Source organism: Pedobacter jeongneungensis (assembly GCF_039538295.1).
Classification (GTDB): Bacteria; Bacteroidota; Bacteroidia; order Sphingobacteriales; family Sphingobacteriaceae; genus Pedobacter; species Pedobacter jeongneungensis.
The window spans coordinates 517,160-535,995 of the sequence record NZ_BAABBY010000002.1; the positions used below are offsets into that span (position 1 = coordinate 517,160).

Here is an 18,836-nt window from a genome sequence, read left to right on the forward strand (position 1 = left end):
TCTTTCCTGCAAAAAAGATTGCTTCCCACATTCCGTCATTTCGAGCGGAGTGCAACGTAGCCGAGAAATCTATCTCGATAGATCTCTCCATTCCGCTTTGCTTCAGTCGAGATGACGAATCAATAGAAATGACGTGCCTACATAAAACAAAACAATAAATCTTATCTTACCACCAATACCAATAAATTAAAAATCTCCCTAACCAGCATAACATGTTACTGAAGAAAATCAGCCTCCTTAGCGCCACACTGCTCTTTTGCTCTCTGATTGGCAATGCTCAAAGAGTAAAACCCAATACCATGAAACTCTGGTACGATAAGCCGGCCAGCAACTGGAATGAGGCTTTACCCCTGGGCAACGGAAGACTTGCGGCTATGGTTTATGGTAATCCTGATAAAGAAGAAATCCAGCTGAACGAAGAAACGATATGGTCTGGCGGACCCGGCAATAATGTGTTGCCAGATGTATATGACAATATTAGCGACATGCGTAAATTACTGGCCGATCAAAAATACAATGATGCCCAGCAGCTGGCAAATAATACTTTTAAAAGGGCCAGTGGCGAAGGTTACAACCATGGGATGCAATACCAGCTTGCCGGAAGTCTCTTTATCCATTCCGGAAATACAGCGCCTGTTAGTCAATATTACCGCGATCTCGATATCAGCAATGCCATTGCTACCGTAACTTATACCAAAGACGGTGTAAGCTATAAGCGCGAAACATTTACCTCGCTTAAAGATCAGGTGCTCATCATCAGGATCACCGCTAATAAACCTAAAAGCATCAGTTTTAACCTGGGCATGAACAGTCCGATGCCAAATTACAAAGTCATTACCGAAAATAATACGCTTAAATTAAGCGGGATCACGGGCGATCTGGAAGGAAAAAAAGGTTTGGTAAAATACGCCACCCTCGTTAAAACCAAAACCAAAGGCGGTACATTAAAAACAGAAAAAGACAGTTTGACGATTAAAAATGCTGATGCCGCAACCATCTTTGTTTCAATCGCGACCAACTTTAAGAATTATAAAACCTTAGATGTTAATGAAAACGAAAAAGCTTCGAACTTTCTTTCATTGGCGATGGGCAAAAGTTACCAGGCCTTAAAAGCAGATCACATCCGGGCTTACAAAAAATATTTCGACCGCGTTAAACTCGATCTTGGTTTTACTGATGAGGCAAAACTCCCAACCGATGAACGCATCAAAAAGTTTAAATCAGGCGATGATCCGGCCCTGGTTTCACTTTACTTCCAGTTTGGCCGTTACCTGTTGATTTGTAGTTCACAGCCCGGAAATCAGCCTGCAACCTTACAGGGCAAGTGGAATTCGAAAATCGCTCCGCCCTGGGACAGCAAATATACCGTAAACATCAACACGGAGATGAATTACTGGCCGGCTGAGGTAACCAATCTCTCCGAAATGCACCAACCTTTGTTCAGCATGCTTAAAGATCTTTCCATAACAGGTAAGGAGAGTGCATCGAAAATGTACCATGCCCGTGGCTGGAATATGCACCACAATACTGATTTATGGCGCATTACCGGACCAACGGATGGTGGTTATTACGGCATGTGGCCCATGGGTGGTGCCTGGCTAACACAGCATATCTGGCAACATTACCTGTACACCGGTGATAAAAAGTTTTTGAAGGAAATGTACCCGGTGTTAAAGGAGCTGGCTATGTTTTACAAAGATGTACTGCAGGAAGAGCCTGTACATAAATGGCTGATCGTATCTCCGTCTATGTCGCCCGAAAACGAATACCAGAAAGGTGTGGCACTTGCTGCGGGCACTACAATGGATAATCAGTTGGTTTTTGATGTATTTAGCAATGTGATAAAAGCTTCTGCTACTTTGAAACAGGATGTTTCTTTTGCCGACAGCTTAAAAACGTTAAGGGCTAAACTTCCGCCGATGCAGATCGGACGTTTTGGTCAGCTGCAGGAATGGTTACAGGATTTCGACAGGCCGGGCGATAAACACCGCCACGCTTCGCACCTTTATGGTTTATATCCTTCTAACCAGGTTTCGGCTTATCATAATCCCGAGCTTTTTGATGCCGCTAAAACCGTGCTATTGAACAGGGGCGATAAATCGACCGGATGGAGTATGGGCTGGAAGGTAAATTTCTGGGCCCGTTTGCTGGATGGTAACCACGCCTATAAATTAATTACCGATCAGCTTAGTCCGGCACCGGTTGCCGAAAGCGGACAGGATGGAGGCACTTACCCGAATCTTTTTGATGCACATCCACCTTTCCAGATTGATGGCAACTTTGGCTGTACCTCCGGCGTGGCCGAAATGCTGCTCCAATCTCAGGATGGTTTTATTTATGTTTTACCTGCCTTGCCTGATGCCTGGAAAAACGGAAGTGTTGGCGGATTGGTATCTCGGGGAGGATTCAGCTTTGATATTACCTGGAAAGAAGGCAAAATCACTAAGTTGACCGTTCATTCAGCGCTTGGCGGAAATTGTAGATTACGCCTGCCCAACACCTTAAGGTATGTAAAAGGAGCAACGCCGGCATTGGCAAAAGGGAAAAATCCTAACCCTTTGTTTGAAGTAGAGGAACAGCAAAAACCGATTATAGCAGCAAGTGCAAAACTTAATCCTGTAGCTTTAAAACCATCGGTTTTGTATGATGTTAAAACGGAAGCAGGGAAAACGTATTATTTTGAGTAATAAATAAGAGGCGATTTCTTTGTTTTTAAATCTGCGGGAAAAAAATCTGTGTTTATCTGTGCATCCCCGCCTGAACGGCCGGGCAGGCGCGGCAAAAAACAATTGTCTTAGCGAAACGCTAAGACCAATAAAAATCCAATTATGCCTCACAGCTCATCCTTGCCTCGGCTCGCCGCCGCCGAAGGGCTCCTTCTTTTTGGCGTCAAAAAGAACCAAAAAACGCCGGCTGAAAATTTTTCTTTTAAAGCCAGTGGGGCGGCTGGTGCAGTGCCTGCCAAAAAATTTATTAGGCCGGATTTAAGCAGAACGGAGATACGATGCCAAGGCCTAGCTGGAGTCGTTATTAGTAGTAAAGCCCCTCGTGCCGTCATTTCGAGCGGAGCGCAGCGAAGTCGAGAAATCTATTGAGATGGATCTCTTCCCGTTTGAACGGCCAGGCAGGCGAAGCAAATAATAATTGTCTTAGCGAGACGCTAAGACCAGTAAATAATCCGTCTTAATATTAGCTACACATTCAAATCTGTTTGATCTGCGTTTCTGATCTTTTTAAATCTGCGGGAAAAAAAATCCGTGTTTATCTGTGTGCATCCGTGGTTAAAAAACCTTTACTTAATGCGCAGGCAATTAAAACCCATAAGCCTATTTTTTTTCATTGGTTTTTCAAATAAAATCCGTTTTTAATCATTTTTTAAGGCTTTATTAATCGAACAGGGATATTTTGGCCATTGCTAACCAGATCAACCCGTTAATTTTTATCAGGATTTATTTCGTTGGCCACATGCTTACAGATCTAAATCTCCATGACAAAAAAAATATCAATTAAAGACATTGCCCAAAGGCTAAACCTCTCTACCACCACTGTTTCGTTTGTAATTAACGGAAAGGCGAAAGAAAAATTTATCAGCAAAGAAGTAACCGCTAAAATCCTTGATCTGGTAGCCGAAGTTGGCTTTCGTCCGAATTCATTTGCCAAAGGATTGAGGACGGGAAAATCGAATACCATCGGTTTTTTGGTCGATCATATTTCAGATCCGTTTTTTTCGGGCATTGCTCATTTTCTGGAAGAGATAGCCGCACAACACGGTTATAAAATCCTGTTCAGCAGTACCGGGAAAGAAAAAAATAAATTTACCGAACTGGTTGATGCTTTTACCGAAAGGCGTGTTGATGGATACATTGTGGCCACGGCTGTGGGCATGGAAGAGGAAGTTAAAAAACTGGTCGATTCTGAAGTTCCCGTAGTGCTTTTCGATCGTTACCTGCCCGGAATCCCGGCCGATTATGTGCTGGTGGATAATTTTTCGAGTACTTACAAAGCTACTCAACACCTTTTTGAAAATGGCTACCGCAATTGCGCTTTTATTACTACCGATACCGGAGAACAACAAATGACCGACCGTTTGGAAGGCTACCGCCATGCGGTTTCTGATCATGGAAAGGCAGAAACAATCCTGAAAATTAAATATGAAGGCAACGGGAGTACAGTAAATATCATTACCAGTTTTCTTCATGCAAACCGCCAGATCGATGCCGTAATATTTGCCGCCAATTACCTCACCATGGAAGGTCTTCGCGCCCTGAAATCGCCAAATAGAAAATTTAGGGACGACCTCGCATTGGTATCATTCGATGATTTTGAGCTGCTTGAGTTTATTTCTCCCGCAATTACGGCAATTCGGCAGCCCATGGAAAAAATTGCTCAGCACATTATGAAACTGCTTCTGGCAAAATTCGCACAAAAGAACGATGAAGGTATGTTTTCTACCATCAATATTCCCTGTGTACTAAATATAAGGGAATCCAGTGCGGTTAAAGTGCAGATGGAGCGACCGTCATTTCGAGCGGAGTCGAGAAATCTATCCAGATAGTTCTCTCCCTGCCTGAAGCAGGCGGGCATTCCATTGCATTCTAGTCGAGATGACACTTTTTTATAAACAATCACACAATCCCAACAATAAAACAATTCAACAATATATATGAAATACCTTTTTACCCTTTATTTCGCTCTGATCTGTACGCTCACCTTCGCTCAGTCCAAAACCACTTATGTTGATTCCTACATTGGTTCAGGTAGCCACGGACACGTTTTTGTAGGTGCTAATGTTCCTTTCGGTGCGGTGCAGCTTGGTCCGATGAATATTTTTAAGGGCTGGGACTGGTGTTCGGGTTATAATTATGGCGACAGCATTTTAACCGGTTTCTCGCATTTGCGGTTAAGTGGTACCGGAATCGGCGATCTTGGCGATGTGCTGATTATGCCATTTACAGGAGCCATCAAAACTGATAAAGGCACTGAAGAAAATCATAAAAGCGGTTATTCCTCATTGTACTCGCATAAAAATGAAAAAGTCCGTCCGGGTTATTATGCCGTAAAACTCGACGATTACAATATCGATGTAGCACTTACTGCAACCGAAAGGGTGGGCTTTCACAGCTACAAATTCCCCTCAGGCAAACCAGCCCAGATTATTATCGACCTAAAGGAAGGGCTTAATGATAAAGCAACCGATACATATATCGAGCAGGTTGATGCTTATACCCTGAAAGGTTATCGTTTTTCATCAGGCTGGGCCAAAGAGCAGCAGGTATTTTTCGCCATCCGTTTCGGGAAAGCCATTGGTGCCTTTAATGTGTATGAGGAATCGAAGGCGCTCAACGCCAAAAAAGGGCAGGGGAAAGCAATTAAGGGATTGATCAGTTTAGGTACTTCGCCCGGCACCATTCAGTTTAAAGTAGGCATTTCGCCCGTAAGCAGTGAAAATGCACTGGCTAATATCGCCGCAGAGATTCCGGATTGGAACATGGACGCTGTAATTAAATCAGCAGATGATAAATGGAACAAAGCGCTTTCTAAAATCGAAATTAAAACCAAAAGCAAGGCTGATAAAAGGGTGTTTTATACCGCTTTGTACCACGCGATGATGCATCCATCCCTGTTTAACGATCATAATGGTGATTATCAGGGTGCAGATAATAAAGTACATCAAAAACCTGCTTTCCAGAATTATTCAGTGTTTTCTACCTGGGATACTTACCGTGCCGAACATCCCCTTTTCACTATCCTCAATCCTGATAAAATAAGCGATTTTGTAAATACCATGCTCGCCATTTATGATGAACAGGGTTATTTACCTATATGGCATTTAAACGGTTACGATACCGGAACCATGGTTGGAATAAGCAGTCAGCAGATTATTGCCGAGGCTTATTTAAAAGGTTTCCGAGGTTTTGATGCCGAGCGGGCCTTTGCAGCCATGAAAAAAACGGCGATGAGCGACCTCCGCGGATTAAATTATGTACGTGATTTTAAAGCCATTCCTTCTGATATTGGCGTCAACAGGCCTGTTGCCAATGGTTTGGAAGATGCTGTTGCCGATGGAAGTATTGCCTTAATGGCTAAAGCCATGGGTAAAGATGCCGATTACCATTATTTTGAAAAACGTGCGAAAAATTACCAGTTGTATTATGATAAAACCGTTGGGTTTCCGCGTGGTAAAATGAAAGATGGCAGCTGGAATCCTGTGTTTGATCCCCTAAAATCAACCAAACCTTATGCCACCGAATATGCCGAAGGTAATGCCTGGCAGTATTTATGGCTGGTACCCCAGGATGTAAAAGGACTGATTGAAATGCTGGGTGGCGAAAAAACATTTACGAAAAGGCTGGATGAATTTTTTACCATTCCGGCTGCAGGAGATCTGGTCGATCTTACCGGAAATATCGGTCAATATGCCCATGGGAATGAGCCAAGTCATCATATTGCTTACCTGTATAATTATGTGGGGCAGCAATGGAAAACAGCCGAAAAAGTGCGTTATATTATGGATGAATTTTACCACGACCGTCCGGATGGCATTATCGGTAATGAAGATTGCGGGCAGATGTCGGCCTGGTACATTTTTTCTTCGCTGGGTTTTTATCCGGTATTTCCTGCCTCAGGGCAATACGTAATTGGTAGTCCGAAATTTGATGCCGCAACCATTAAACTTCCGCAGGGTAAAAGTTTTACCGTAACCGCAGTAAATAACGGTCCAAAAAATATCTACGTTCAAAGCATTACGCTGAATGGAAAACCTTATAGTAAAACCTTTATCGAACATCATGATATTGTAAGCGGCGGAGTAATGAAAATGACAATGGGTGCCAAGCCAAATTATAGTTTTGGTGTTCATGCACCTAACCGGCCTTAAATAAATAACACAGTGGCGGATCGCAAAAAACACGATACCAATAGTAATTTCCTCAGCCATTGAAAATACAGGTAAACTGATCGGTTTACCTGTTTAATCTTCTTTCTTCTGCACAGAATTTTTCCTGCCCATTATTTTGCAGGTTTTTAGGCTTTTCCAATAAAAAAAATAGGTTTTAGGCGCATAATTAATTAAATATTAATTTTTCCTTAAGGGGTAACTGGTTCTTTAGCCTAATTATCTAACCATGATTATAATGAAAATTTAGTATGAGAAAATTATTGTTTTTCCTGCTCGGCTGTTACATTTCCGTAAGTGTGCATGCGCAGGGTACGCCTGTAAAGGGCAAGGTAACAGATGAAAACGGCGGCCCTCTGGTCGGTGCTGTTGTAAAAGTGAAGGGTGGCAGTGCCGCCAGCTCTACCAATAATAACGGTGAGTACGCCATAACTGTTGCTTCGGGCGCTGTGCTTACCTTTTCATTTGTGGGATATACAACAAAAGAATTGCCCGTTGGAGAAAGCAGGACGATAAATGTAAGCCTTAGCGAAACCGATAAAAGCCTGGAAGAGGTTGTGGTGGTAGGTTATGGCACCCAAAAAAAGACCAGCCTTACCGGTTCGGTTGCCTCGGTATCTAACAAGGAGATTACCACTACCAAAAACCAGAATGTACAGAACATGCTTACCGGTAAAGTTCCTGGCCTGAGGGTAGTGCAGGGAACTTCTGAACCCGGTACATTTAATAACCAGTTTGATATTCGCGGTTTTGGCAACAATCCGCTGGTAATTATCGATGGTGTACCCCGGGGGAACCTGAGCAGACTGGATCCCAATGAGATCGAAAGTGTTTCGGTGCTTAAAGATGCTTCTGCAGCCATTTACGGGGCACGAGCAGCAAATGGCGTAATTGTAGTTACGACCAAAAAGGGCGCTATGGGTAAAGCCTCAATCGAATATTCGGTATTTGCAGGCTTCCAGCGGCCTTCAGGTTTACCTAAGCCACTTAATGCGGTAGATCGGTTTACCATTCTCAATGAAAGATCGATGCACAATATCAATTCTCCGGTACCTGCCTTTTCTGATGATGTAATCAGGCCGTTCCTTGATGGAACCAGGCAAAGTACAGATTGGTACGATATGGTGATGAGAAAAAGTTCGGGCCAATCTCAGCACAACCTGAGTGCAAGCGGAAGTGCCGAAGGAGGGAAAATTTCCTACTTCATGAATTTTGGTTATTCTGCCCAGAGCGGCCTTTGGAAGTCAGACGATCTCAATTATAAGAAATACAATTTCAGGTCGAATGTAACTGCACAGGTAACCCGCTCGCTAAAAGCTACACTTAACCTGAGCGGAATTATGGATGAGCAGAACCGTCCGTACCGCGATTCGTGGGAGATTTTTAAAAATCTCTGGAGATCACATCCTGATGACCCTTATTATGCCAACAACAATCCTGCCTACCTGTTCAAAAACCAGGCAGATTATAATCCCGGTGCCATTGCCGATTCGGATATTTCCGGATTCAGAAAATACAATAATAAGATTTTTCAGAGTTCCTTCAGTCTTGATTATGCGGTGCCGTTTGTTAAGGGACTTTCGGCCAGGGGTCTTTTTAGTTACGATGCCAACCTTACCGATAACACTTCTTACCAAAAAACTTTTTCTGTATATGATTACAACCCAACAAATAACAGTTATACCGGCGTAAAATATCAGATCCCGAATCAGCTTAACCGCAGTTACAGCACCACGCCAAATAACCTTTTGCAGTTTTCGTTAAACTATGAGCGTACTTTTGCGGGCAAGCATGACCTAAAACTTTTTGGCGCATATGAAGAGGAAAACAACTCTGGCGATGCTTTTCAGGCGCAACGCGAACTTTCTATTCAGCTTCCTTACCTCTTTGCCGGAAATTCGCTAAACCAACAGGGATTTAATAACCCTGCCGACGTTTTTCAGACCAGCAGGAAAGCATTTATCGGCCGGATCAATTATGCCTACAGTTCGAAATATCTGCTGGAATTTGCCGTGCGCCGCGATGGTTCTTCGAAATTTCCGCCAAGTGATAAATGGGGTTTTTTCCCTTCAGGATCATTGGGCTGGAGGATTTCGGAAGAGGGTTTTATCAAAAACAACAGCGCGCTTTCTTTTATCGATAATATTAAATTGCGCGCAAGTTATGGCGTGGTGGGGAACGACAGCGGCTTGAATTTTCAACATGTTCAGGGTTATGATTATCCTGCAACCGGAAATTCGCAGGGACTCTCCAACGGATATTTTTTCGATGGATGGACCAATTCGCTCGGCTTCAGGGTGCTTCCAACCCCTAATTTTACCTGGTATGAAGGCAAAATGCTGAATTTTGGGCTTGATGGTGAATTCTGGAAAGGTAAATTCGGTTTCTCTTTCGATGCCTTTCAGCGTAACGGAAGCGGGATAGCAGCAAACAGGTCGGTTTCTTTTCCGGCAACTTTTGGAGCGGTAACCGGATTGGAAAACCTAAATTCTGATCAGACCCGGGGACTGGAATTGCTTTTAACCCATAGAAATACAATCGGAAAGGAGCTAAACTATAGCCTCAGCGGAAACATCAACATTACCAGGACGAAAAACAGGTATGTAGAACGCGGACGGGATGGCAACTCTTACCTGAACTGGAGGAACAACACCACCAACCGTTACAACGATGTATGGTTTGGTTATGGCTATGTAGGTCAGTACCAGAGTAATAGTGAAATTGTCAGGTATCCGGTATATACCTCAAGGGTAACCCTGCCGGGAGATTATATTTATGAAGACTGGAACGGAGATGGAACCATAGATGACATGGACCGCTATCCTATTGCAACAACGCTCAACCCGACAGGGGATTTTAATAGCAAACAAAACAATCCGCTGCTCACCTTTGGTTTGAATATAAGTGCTGATTATAAAGGCTTTGACCTGAACGTGCTGTTGCAGGGTGCGGGGATGTCTTACGTGGCCTACGGTGAAATGTACCAGACAATTTCGGAAAACGCACTTGATTTCTTTATGGACAGGTGGCATCCGCAGGACCCGAAAAAAGATCCTTACGATCCTTCCAATGTATGGATTCCGGGTTACAATGCCTATTCGGGTACCCAATATGAAATCGACTCCAAAAGAGGGATTCAGAACGGATATTACCTTCGGGTAAAAAGTATCGAACTGGGGTATTCACTGCCCAAAAAACTCATTTCGAAGGCCGGGCTTCAACAGGTGCGCTTTTATGCCAACGGTTATAACCTGTTTACCTTTACCAATGCCATCGGGGTAGATCCCGAGCATCCTTCCAACATTTACGGATACCTCTATCCGTTAAACAAAACGGTAAATTTTGGCGCCAATATTAAGTTTTAACTATAGAATCGGGAAATGATTATGAAAAGATTCAATTTTATTATAACAGTGTTGTTTGCTGGTGTATTTTTCTCCTGTAACAAACTGGAACTCTCTCCTCCAAACATCATTCAGGATGATATTGCGCTCGGAACAGACGATGGGGTAAAAGCTTATATGGCTACCCTCTACAATAACCTTCCGATCGAGGATTTTAAATACAGTGCCGATAACCAGGGTACCAACGGATTTAACACATGGAACATCATCAGCACACTTTCGATCAATACCGGCGAAAATGCAAACCGTAACAATGGCGGGTTTATCAATCCTGCCAGAGGATACTTTGCCGAAGCCTATAAAGAGATCAGAAATATCAATTACCTGCTGGCCAACCTGCCAAAACAGGGACTGGCGCCTGCCAGCGTAGCAAAATGGCAAGCTGAGGCTTATTTTTTAAGGGCCTACACTTATTTTGCCCTGGTTAAAAGGTATGGGGGAGTACCAATACTGAAAGAAACCCAGAACGATTATGCGGGAGTAGATCCCTCACAACTGCTGGTACCAAGGAGCAGCGAACAGGAAAGTTACGATTTTATTGCCGCTGATCTTGATCTGGCAATTGCAGGCCTGAATACCGTAAGCGAGAATAAGGGAAGGGCAAATAAATTTATAGCTGCAGGTTTCAAATCACGGGTAATGCTTACCGCTGGTTCAATTGCCAGGTACGGAACCCCATATATAGTAGGAAATGTAATGCTGAACGGAATTCCTGCCGACAAGGCGAATACTTATTTTATTGCCGCCTGGCAGGCCGCGAAACTGCTCGATGGTCAGTATAGCCTGTACCGTAAAAAATGGTCGGCAACCGACCGCCTCTCAACTGCTGACAATTATGCGGAACTGTTTCTTGATACTTCCAGCCCGGAGAATATTTTTGTTAAAGGTTATTCTTATCCGGAATCTGTTCATAGCTGGGATGCCCTCGAATCTCCGCAACATATGACCTCTACCTACGGTGACCGTTTCTGCCCGACATTAGATTATGTTGAGCTTTTCGATGGTTTGCCTAAAAATGCCAAAGGCCAATTGAATACACTAAATGCCGATGGGTCGTATAAGGTTTTTAACAACGTGAGAGAACTTTTTGATAATGCCGAGCCACGCCTGCGCGGTACCGTCCTGCTTCCCGGTCAGGCTTTTAAAGGATTTAACAATGATATCCGCCGCGGTACTTTTATCGAAAGTGTTGATCCTTCGGTCCCTGTACAAAAGTTTTTTCCGGATGATAGTAAAACCAACTATACCACGCTTGCCTATTACAATGCTAACATCAAACAATCATCTGATAACAGGCCGGGAGTGCAGATTCCCATCGTGCTTTCCAATGGTGAGAAAATTTTACCGGCCGGTTTAGATGGTATCCAGTCTGGTTCGGGTGCCGGCTCGGTAACCGGTTTTTCAGGGCGCAAATACCTTAATCCAAACTTAACGGTAGGTGCAACCGCGCTGCACATGTCTACGCAATCGTGGATAGAAATGCGCTATGCAGAAATTTTGCTTAACAGGGCAGAAGCTGCGCTCGAAATTTTTCAGAACGGTGGTGCCGTGGCAGGCACAGATCTACAGGCAGATGCCTATAACTGCATTAACGATATCCGCAGCAGGGCAGGAGCAGTATTGCTGGGCAGTCCCGGCGAATTATCTGCGGTCAGTGCAACTCCTCTTAGTGCAGGTGGCTATGTACTGGCCCCTAATCGTGGTCAGCAGATCATCAGGATTGAGCGCAGAAAAGAACTCGCTTTTGAAAACAAATTGTACTGGGACATGATCCGCTGGCGAACCTTTGACCAGGAAGTAAATGCAAGAACATGGAGAAGGCTTAATCCCTTCCTGTTCTCGAAGGGAGCAGTTAACCAGGGCACTGATTATGTTCTGGGAAAATATATTTTCGATTGCCGTTTCGATGAACGCAATTCGGCCTTCACCTTCCCCGTGCGTAATTACTATGAACCGATTCCTGCAGGAGAGGTGGCAAAAGGACTTAAACCGAATCTGAGTAACTAACAATCAAAAGAAACAAATATGAAAAGAAATATAATATATGCCCTGTTGTGTGCTGCCGCACTGATGGGTTCTTCTTGTAAAAAAGACAATTACACCGCGCCTGATGCAGGCATATCAGGTGCGTTAACTGATGCCGGCGGTAAAGCCCTGCAGCTTGAGCAGGGAAAGGGAAGTGCAAGGATAAAGCTCGAGGAACTAAGCTGGAGCAATAACCCAACTGCCCAGGACCTTAATTTTTTACAGGATGGAAGATACAGCAACAATAAACTTTTTGCCGGGCGTTACCGTGTTGCCCCTTTCGACGGGCCTTTTTATCCGCTGGATAGTGCACAAATGAAAACCGTTGAACTGACCAGTGGCAATACTACCGTGGCCGATTTTAAAGTGGTTCCTTACCTTAATGTAGATTTTGCAGGCGAACCTGTAGTTACCGCCGATAAAAAAATCTCGGTATCTTTTAAATTTACACGGAATGCTGCCCCTGCCGGAAAAACACAGCCCGCACCTTTGGATTATCAGCTTTTTATTTCCACTACCCAGTATGTTGGCAACAATAACTTTGATAATACCCGTGTTGGGGGAGTTGTGGCTGCAACGGCAGCTATGGAAAACCAGGTGCTCACTATTTCATCCTCACAACCGATGAAGTATGCCACAACATATTTTATCCGCATTGGGGTAAGGGTAAACGATGCCTTTAAAAAGTACAACTATACAACAGTTAAAACTGTACAGGTTCCCAACTAAAATAAACTGCTCCCCGGTATTAATATCGGGGAACAGTTTATTGATATAAAAGAGGCAAGCGGTTCGCTATGCTAAGCCTTTTTTGTCATTTCCGCTAATTTTGCCACTGTTTTTGTGATAGAACTCCATTTTTCTGTTCGAGAAAACGGTGTAGGGATCGATCCCGGCTATCATCAAAAAATCTTTCAAAATTATTACAGAATTGAAAATGACCTGAGCAAAACCACTTCCGGTTTTGGTATCGGTCTGTAATTCTGTGCTGAAATTATTTCATTACATGGTGGCAGAATATGGCTAGAAAGTGAACCCGGCAAACGATCAACCTTTCATTTCACACTTCCGCGGTATTAAGATGCTTCGCTGCTCCCGCTTGGTGCCCTGATTCCATTTTCCTTGCTGCCTTTAAACTTTTCCGAACTATTGCCCTGCGGTTTTGTTATTAATCAAACTTAAAACCAATAGCAATGAAAGATCCCAAAGAAAAAGAAGAGAAGGACGAAAATCAAAATATTAACCCGGAAGAGAAATCCACGCAGGATTCGAACTGGGACGAACACCAGCGGGTAGATGAGGAAGGAAATGAACTTGATCCGGAAGACATTAAATAACAACACATGAAAAAAATATTAATGGTATTAACCTCGCATAGCGGAATGGAAAATACCGATGGAAAAACAGGTGTGTGGCTGGGCGAATTTACAGACCCTTATTATGAATTTATCGATGCCGGTTATCAGGTAACGCTGGTTAGCCCTAAAGGAGGGCGGCCCCCTGTTGATCCGGTGAGCGAACTCACAGAAAATATAACCGGTTCTAACCGCAGGTATCAGGATGATGAAGCTGCAAAGACTGCGTTTTCTCAAACCCATTTGCTCAATCAGGTAAAGTCTGAAGACTTTGACGCAGTGTTCTATCCCGGTGGGCACGGACCAATCTGGGATCTGGCTCAGGATAACAACAGCGGAATTTTAATCCTTGATTTTTTAGACGCCGGCAAACCGGTAGCTGCTGTATGCCATGGTCCGGCGGCATTGATCAGTGCAGACAGGCAAAGGCCCGGCTTTTTAAAAGGGAAAATCATTTCAGCTTTCAGTAATACCGAAGAAACTTTAGTTGGCCGTAGTGGTAATGTGCCGTATCTCCTCCAAACCAAACTGGAAGAACTTGGTGCCGAAGTAAAAACCGCGCTCGTGCCCTTTTTGTCTCATGTAGAAAAAGATGGATTGCTCATAACCGGTCAGAATCCCTTGTCGGCAGGCCCGGCAGCCAAAGCCCTGATTGATTTATTAGAGGGGTCATAAAATTCTTTATAAGCTTTACAGGCTGATGGAAGTTCAAAGGCTTTCAAAAGCTTGTAAAGTTGCTTTTGCGTAAATATAATTCAGATATATTTGTGCCATGTTCAATACCGGTATCTTTTTGCCCATCATCATTATTGCGGGTATGGCCTATAGCATACTGGCAAAAAAGCTAACCGTTACAGCTGCTTTTACAGGCGCAATACTGGCCGTAATTATCTTCAGCGCAGCAGGTTACACAGGGCTTGCAATGATGACGGCATTTTTTATCCTGGGTTCTGCCGCCACCTCCTGGCAGAAGCATAAAAAGAAAACTTTTGTGCCTGTGGAGGAAACAGGTAAAGGCCGTAGTGCGTTGCAGGTACTGGCCAACGCCAGTGCTGCTGCCATTGCAGATATTCTGATTTTATACTATCCTCAGCTCAATTATCTGATGTTTCCGGCTATGGCAGCCGCTTTTGCTTCAGCAACAGCAGATACCCTCTCATCAGAGCTTGGAATGGTTTATGGGAGCCGTTTTTTTAATGTTATTTCTTTCAGGCCCGACAGCTGTGGGCAAGATGGAGTAATTAGTCTGGAAGGAACCTTAACCGGTATTGCCGGAAGTGCCGTTATTGCCGGCATTTATGCGCTAGGACGGGGATGGGACATCAGCTTTTTATTTATCGTACTGGCAGGGACCGCAGGAAACCTAACTGATTCAGTATTAGGCGCTGTGCTGGAGCAGAAGGGGATAATCGGGAATAATGCGGTTAATTTTTTGAATACCCTGACGGCCGCCGGAGTATTGTTACTATTGGAGTTGTTGCTCGGGTAGGGATTTACATTCCTTTATATTAATCCGGAAAGCTTATGGTCGATCTGCATTCCGTTTGATCTCCGGATGCAGGGATAACGATATCTTAGCATTAATCCTTCAGTCCCCGCCCGGTGGCTTATTAGCCAAACTTTTTTCCTGTAGATACTGTTCTCCATTTTAAGATGATGCAAATTGTTTAAACCATATGGTTTATAATGGTGCAGAACGATTTGCTGTATATAAGGTAACTGATTGTGGTATAGTATGATAGCGGTAATATGAAAAAGACGGTATCCGATAAGAACATCCCTAAGGTGAGGCGTCCGTCTTATCTCGGATTTGAGATCGAAAGTTATCCCTGGAAAAAAGAAATCAATTACCGTGATCATCCGCAGATGTACCGTGTTGGAAAAGGGGAGCAGGGTGTGTTAATCTGTGAGCCCTACAAGTCGATAATTGGCCCATTATGGCGTTTTAAGGATCCACAGATTGCCAGACAGAGCGCAGAAGCAATTTTTAACTGTTTTATAGATTTTACAGAAGACGGTGATTTTGTAGGCGCCGACCTGGCCCGGAAGTATCTTCAGATGGGATATACCCGTGCGAGGCGCTATGCCAATTATAAGGGAGGCCGTAAATATGATAAAGAAGATGATTATGCCCCTTTAACACGTGGTACCGGAGAGGAACAAAAGGCAGAGGCTGCTTTAATATTTTATGATTACTGGAAAAAGGCAGAAGCAAATCACTGGTACCGTGAAGAAAAAATCTGCTGGAAAAAGAAATATGGCTGATTTTAGTAGAAAAAAAATATAAAAATAAATTGATAGTTATGGAGATTAATAAGAATGGTGGTGCCCTTGAGGCAGCCAATAGGAACAAATTCGAAGAGGGGGTGGTAGAAACGCGCTGGACGGATGTGGGGGAGCCATATTACGTCATCAGGGATGGCCTCGATCTCGAAGAATATGCAGCTATGGCCAAAGCGGTGCTCGAATCGGAAAAAGATATTGCACACGATTTTACGGGCAAGGTAATCAGTGAATCGGGAGATCGGGAAGTTTTGTTTGAGTACAAATCAGGCTGGTTTTTGGAGGGGCTCGCTGAAGGAGAAATCGAATAAAAAAAAGAGCTATTGAAGGTTACATCAGCCAGGGGTGATTAAAACAGTTGAAAAAAACCGCTTACAACGGTTAATTATTTTTTATTGGCGGGAGCCCGCGCCGGGCCTGCAGGGCATCTGCCATCACAGCCTTTGCAGGTTACATAAGCATGGGCAATCTACCATTTGATATAAGTAAATAAAGATTTTTATGATCTCACCTTGTCTCAAAACTTTCGGCCTGTTTCTGTGGTTGTAACACCATGCAGATTTTATCCCCTTCGGCTGCGCATGGTCCAGCAAAAAAATTATATCCCTATCAGCAACACGCTATTGAAACCCTTTTTGAAAAAATGCAGGAGGGTAACGACAGCCCGCGTTTACTCTATCAGTTGCCTACTGGTGGTGGTAAAACTGTCATCTTTTCTGAAATTGCTGACCGCTTTATCAAAAAATACGGGAAGAAAGTTATCGTGCTTACCCATCGGCAGGAGCTGTGCAGGCAGACTTCGCTGGCACTGAAAAATACAGGCGTTAATAATAAAGTTGTGAACAGTACGGTTAAAAGGATTTCAAAAAAAGATTATTATCACTGTTATGTGGCCATGGTTGAAACCCTTAAACACCGGATAGATGATGGCGTTATCGATACTGAAGGCGTGGGGCTTGTCATCGTGGATGAGGCCCATCACAATTCTTTTCATAAACTGCTTAAGAAATTTCCCGGCGCCGGGGTAATTGGTGTAACAGCAACACCATTTTCGGCAGATGTATCCAGACCGATGAAAAATTTTTATGGCGAACTGGTGCTTGGGGAGCCCATAAGTTCGCTCATCGAAAACGGGTTTCTGGCAAAACCAAAAAGTTTTGGTTATGAGGTCGAGCTCAATACCCTCAACAGGGGTATTCATGGTGATTTTACGGTAAGCAGTTCTGATGAACTTTATTCGTCTAAAGCCATGCTCGATCTTTTAATTCATGCTTACAGGGAACATTCTCTGGGTAAAAAAACACTGATTTTTAATAACGGAATATTTACCTCCCGTAAGGTGCTTGAAGTTTTTCAGGAGGCAGGTTATCCGGTACGCCATCTTGACAACCAGACAGAAAGTGCAGAACGGGTTGAAATATTAAAATGGTTTAAAAAAACAAAGGGCGCTATACTTACCTCGGTTTCCATTTTAACAACCGGTTTTGATGAACCTTCAGTTCAGTCTGTAATATTAAACCGTGCAACCACCTCCCTTACACTCTACCACCAGATGATTGGCAGGGGAGCAAGGCGTTTGCCCGGTAAAAGAACATTTAACATTATAGACCTGGGCAACAATGCAGAAAGGTTTGGAGAATGGGATGCGCCGATAGACTGGCAACATGTTTTTGAAAACCCCGAAATCTATCACCAGATTCTGGCGAAAGCTACCGATGATATCCACCAGATGCCTGCGGAAATGAGGAATAAGTTTCCCAATAGCACGGGGATATCCTTTGATATATTAGCTGCCTATCAAACAGCTATGGAGAAAGGAGAAAAGGCAAGATCTGTACTCCGCAGTTCCATCAGACAACATGCGCTTATGTGTGCAGACAATGCAGAAACGGTAACAATGGCGCTCGAATTATCTAAAGAACTTGATAAGGAAATCGACTGGAGGATAAAGCAATATGCCAAATGCCTGGGTACGGTAACCAAAAACTATACGAAGTGGCTGGGCAGCGACTACCGGAGCCGTTTGCAGGGCCTTATCGAAAAAATAATGTCGCGGCGGGCAGCAATGCGTACAGCGGTTTAAAGACAGTTTGGAATTTAGCAGCGTGGAAAAATCATGATAGTGAACTATTGTAACAGCGGCTGGGAAATTATAACCCAACGTGCGCACGGGCTTCTGGCCGGACAGATATGTGCAAGATGGAAAATTTCCGACCAGCCCAACCGCTGGGTAGAAACCCTGATTGCCACTACCGAGCATGACGATGTTTTTAACGAATTTAGCCGGGGTCCGCTGCTATGCGATAACGGTGGTCCGTTGGATTTTAAAATGACTGCATTTGACATGGAGGCCTGCATGGAGATGATGGATAAAGCTTTAAGCAAGAGCCGTTTTATCGCGCTGCTTTTTGCACGGCATATCTCCTTTACCCATGGAAGTGAAGCGGCAGCAAAACCTTATCTCGCAAAACTTAAAAAGCAGGAACCGCAGTGGGTCAAAGAGGCCCGGAGCAGCATGGAAGAAGTAAACCGCGCTTATGCACTGCTTGAATTTTGTGATGCCTTTTCGCTGCTCATCTGCCAGGACCAGATTCCGCCCGAAGAGCGCCGCCTCGAAATCAGTCAGGGACCTGGTGGTACTTCTTATCAGTTTTTTCAGCAAGAGCAGCGGCTTATTGTTAAACCCTGGCCCTTCGGGTGTGACAGGTTTGAGGTGAGCTACGAGCGGCTGAGCTTAAAAGATATCAGTTTCGAAAACGATAAGGTATTTAGAAAGGCCTTGCAGAAGGCACCGGTCGAACTCAGGAAGGTGATCATCTCCAGGCAATAATCAAATAGAACAGATAACCATTTAGTACACAATTTCAGTTAATC

13 protein-coding genes and 1 pseudogene are annotated in these 18,836 nt (G+C 43.9%); all 14 read left to right on the top strand.

The annotated features are described in order from the left end of the window. Positions 1-212: 212 nt before the first annotated feature. The 14 genes and pseudogenes from ABD769_RS05780 (at position 213) to ABD769_RS05845 (ending at position 18,792) form a co-directional block, all read left to right on the top strand. Positions 213-2,687, top strand: a complete 2,475-nt coding sequence (locus tag ABD769_RS05780) for a glycoside hydrolase family 95 protein (protein ID WP_344850170.1) — start codon at positions 213-215, stop codon at positions 2,685-2,687. Between the two features lie 800 nt (positions 2,688-3,487). Beyond that, the gene (locus ABD769_RS05785; RefSeq protein ID WP_344850172.1) at positions 3,488-4,555 is read left to right on the top strand and encodes a LacI family DNA-binding transcriptional regulator; all 1,068 of its coding nucleotides are present in this window, start codon (positions 3,488-3,490) and stop codon (positions 4,553-4,555) included. A 108-nt stretch (positions 4,556-4,663) separates the two neighbouring features. Then, entirely contained in the window at positions 4,664-6,877 is a 2,214-nt protein-coding gene (locus tag ABD769_RS05790) for a GH92 family glycosyl hydrolase (RefSeq protein ID WP_344850174.1), read from the top strand. Positions 6,878-7,146: 269 nt separating this feature from the next. Then, on the top strand, positions 7,147-10,260 hold the full coding sequence (locus ABD769_RS05795; protein ID WP_344850176.1) for a SusC/RagA family TonB-linked outer membrane protein: 3,114 nt from the start codon (positions 7,147-7,149) through the stop codon (positions 10,258-10,260). A gap of 21 nt (positions 10,261-10,281) precedes the next feature. Next, the gene (locus ABD769_RS05800; protein ID WP_344850178.1) at positions 10,282-12,306 is read left to right on the top strand and encodes a RagB/SusD family nutrient uptake outer membrane protein; all 2,025 of its coding nucleotides are present in this window, start codon (positions 10,282-10,284) and stop codon (positions 12,304-12,306) included. A gap of 18 nt (positions 12,307-12,324) precedes the next feature. Beyond that, positions 12,325-13,053, top strand: a complete 729-nt coding sequence (locus ABD769_RS05805) for a DUF3823 domain-containing protein (RefSeq protein WP_344850180.1) — start codon at positions 12,325-12,327, stop codon at positions 13,051-13,053. A 114-nt stretch (positions 13,054-13,167) separates the two neighbouring features. Then, positions 13,168-13,404: pseudogene (locus ABD769_RS05810) on the top strand (ATP-binding protein). A 113-nt stretch (positions 13,405-13,517) separates the two neighbouring features. Beyond that, positions 13,518-13,661 (top strand): hypothetical protein, encoded by a 144-nt coding sequence (locus ABD769_RS05815; protein WP_344850182.1) that lies wholly within the window; start codon positions 13,518-13,520, stop codon positions 13,659-13,661. Between the two features lie 6 nt (positions 13,662-13,667). Beyond that, positions 13,668-14,354, top strand: a complete 687-nt coding sequence (locus ABD769_RS05820; RefSeq protein WP_344850184.1) for a type 1 glutamine amidotransferase domain-containing protein — start codon at positions 13,668-13,670, stop codon at positions 14,352-14,354. A gap of 97 nt (positions 14,355-14,451) precedes the next feature. Next, the gene (locus tag ABD769_RS05825) at positions 14,452-15,168 is read left to right on the top strand and encodes a DUF92 domain-containing protein (protein WP_344850186.1); all 717 of its coding nucleotides are present in this window, start codon (positions 14,452-14,454) and stop codon (positions 15,166-15,168) included. Positions 15,169-15,428: 260 nt separating this feature from the next. Further along, on the top strand, positions 15,429-15,944 hold the full coding sequence (locus ABD769_RS05830) for a DUF4385 domain-containing protein (RefSeq protein WP_344850188.1): 516 nt from the start codon (positions 15,429-15,431) through the stop codon (positions 15,942-15,944). A gap of 38 nt (positions 15,945-15,982) precedes the next feature. Further along, positions 15,983-16,273: a hypothetical protein gene (locus tag ABD769_RS05835; RefSeq protein ID WP_344850190.1), complete on the top strand. Its 291-nt coding sequence runs from the start codon at positions 15,983-15,985 to the stop codon at positions 16,271-16,273. A gap of 242 nt (positions 16,274-16,515) precedes the next feature. After that, entirely contained in the window at positions 16,516-18,045 is a 1,530-nt protein-coding gene (locus ABD769_RS05840; RefSeq protein WP_344850192.1) for a DEAD/DEAH box helicase, read from the top strand. Between the two features lie 33 nt (positions 18,046-18,078). Beyond that, positions 18,079-18,792 (top strand): DUF3891 family protein, encoded by a 714-nt coding sequence (locus tag ABD769_RS05845; protein ID WP_344850194.1) that lies wholly within the window; start codon positions 18,079-18,081, stop codon positions 18,790-18,792. The last annotated feature ends 44 nt before the right edge of the window (positions 18,793-18,836 follow it).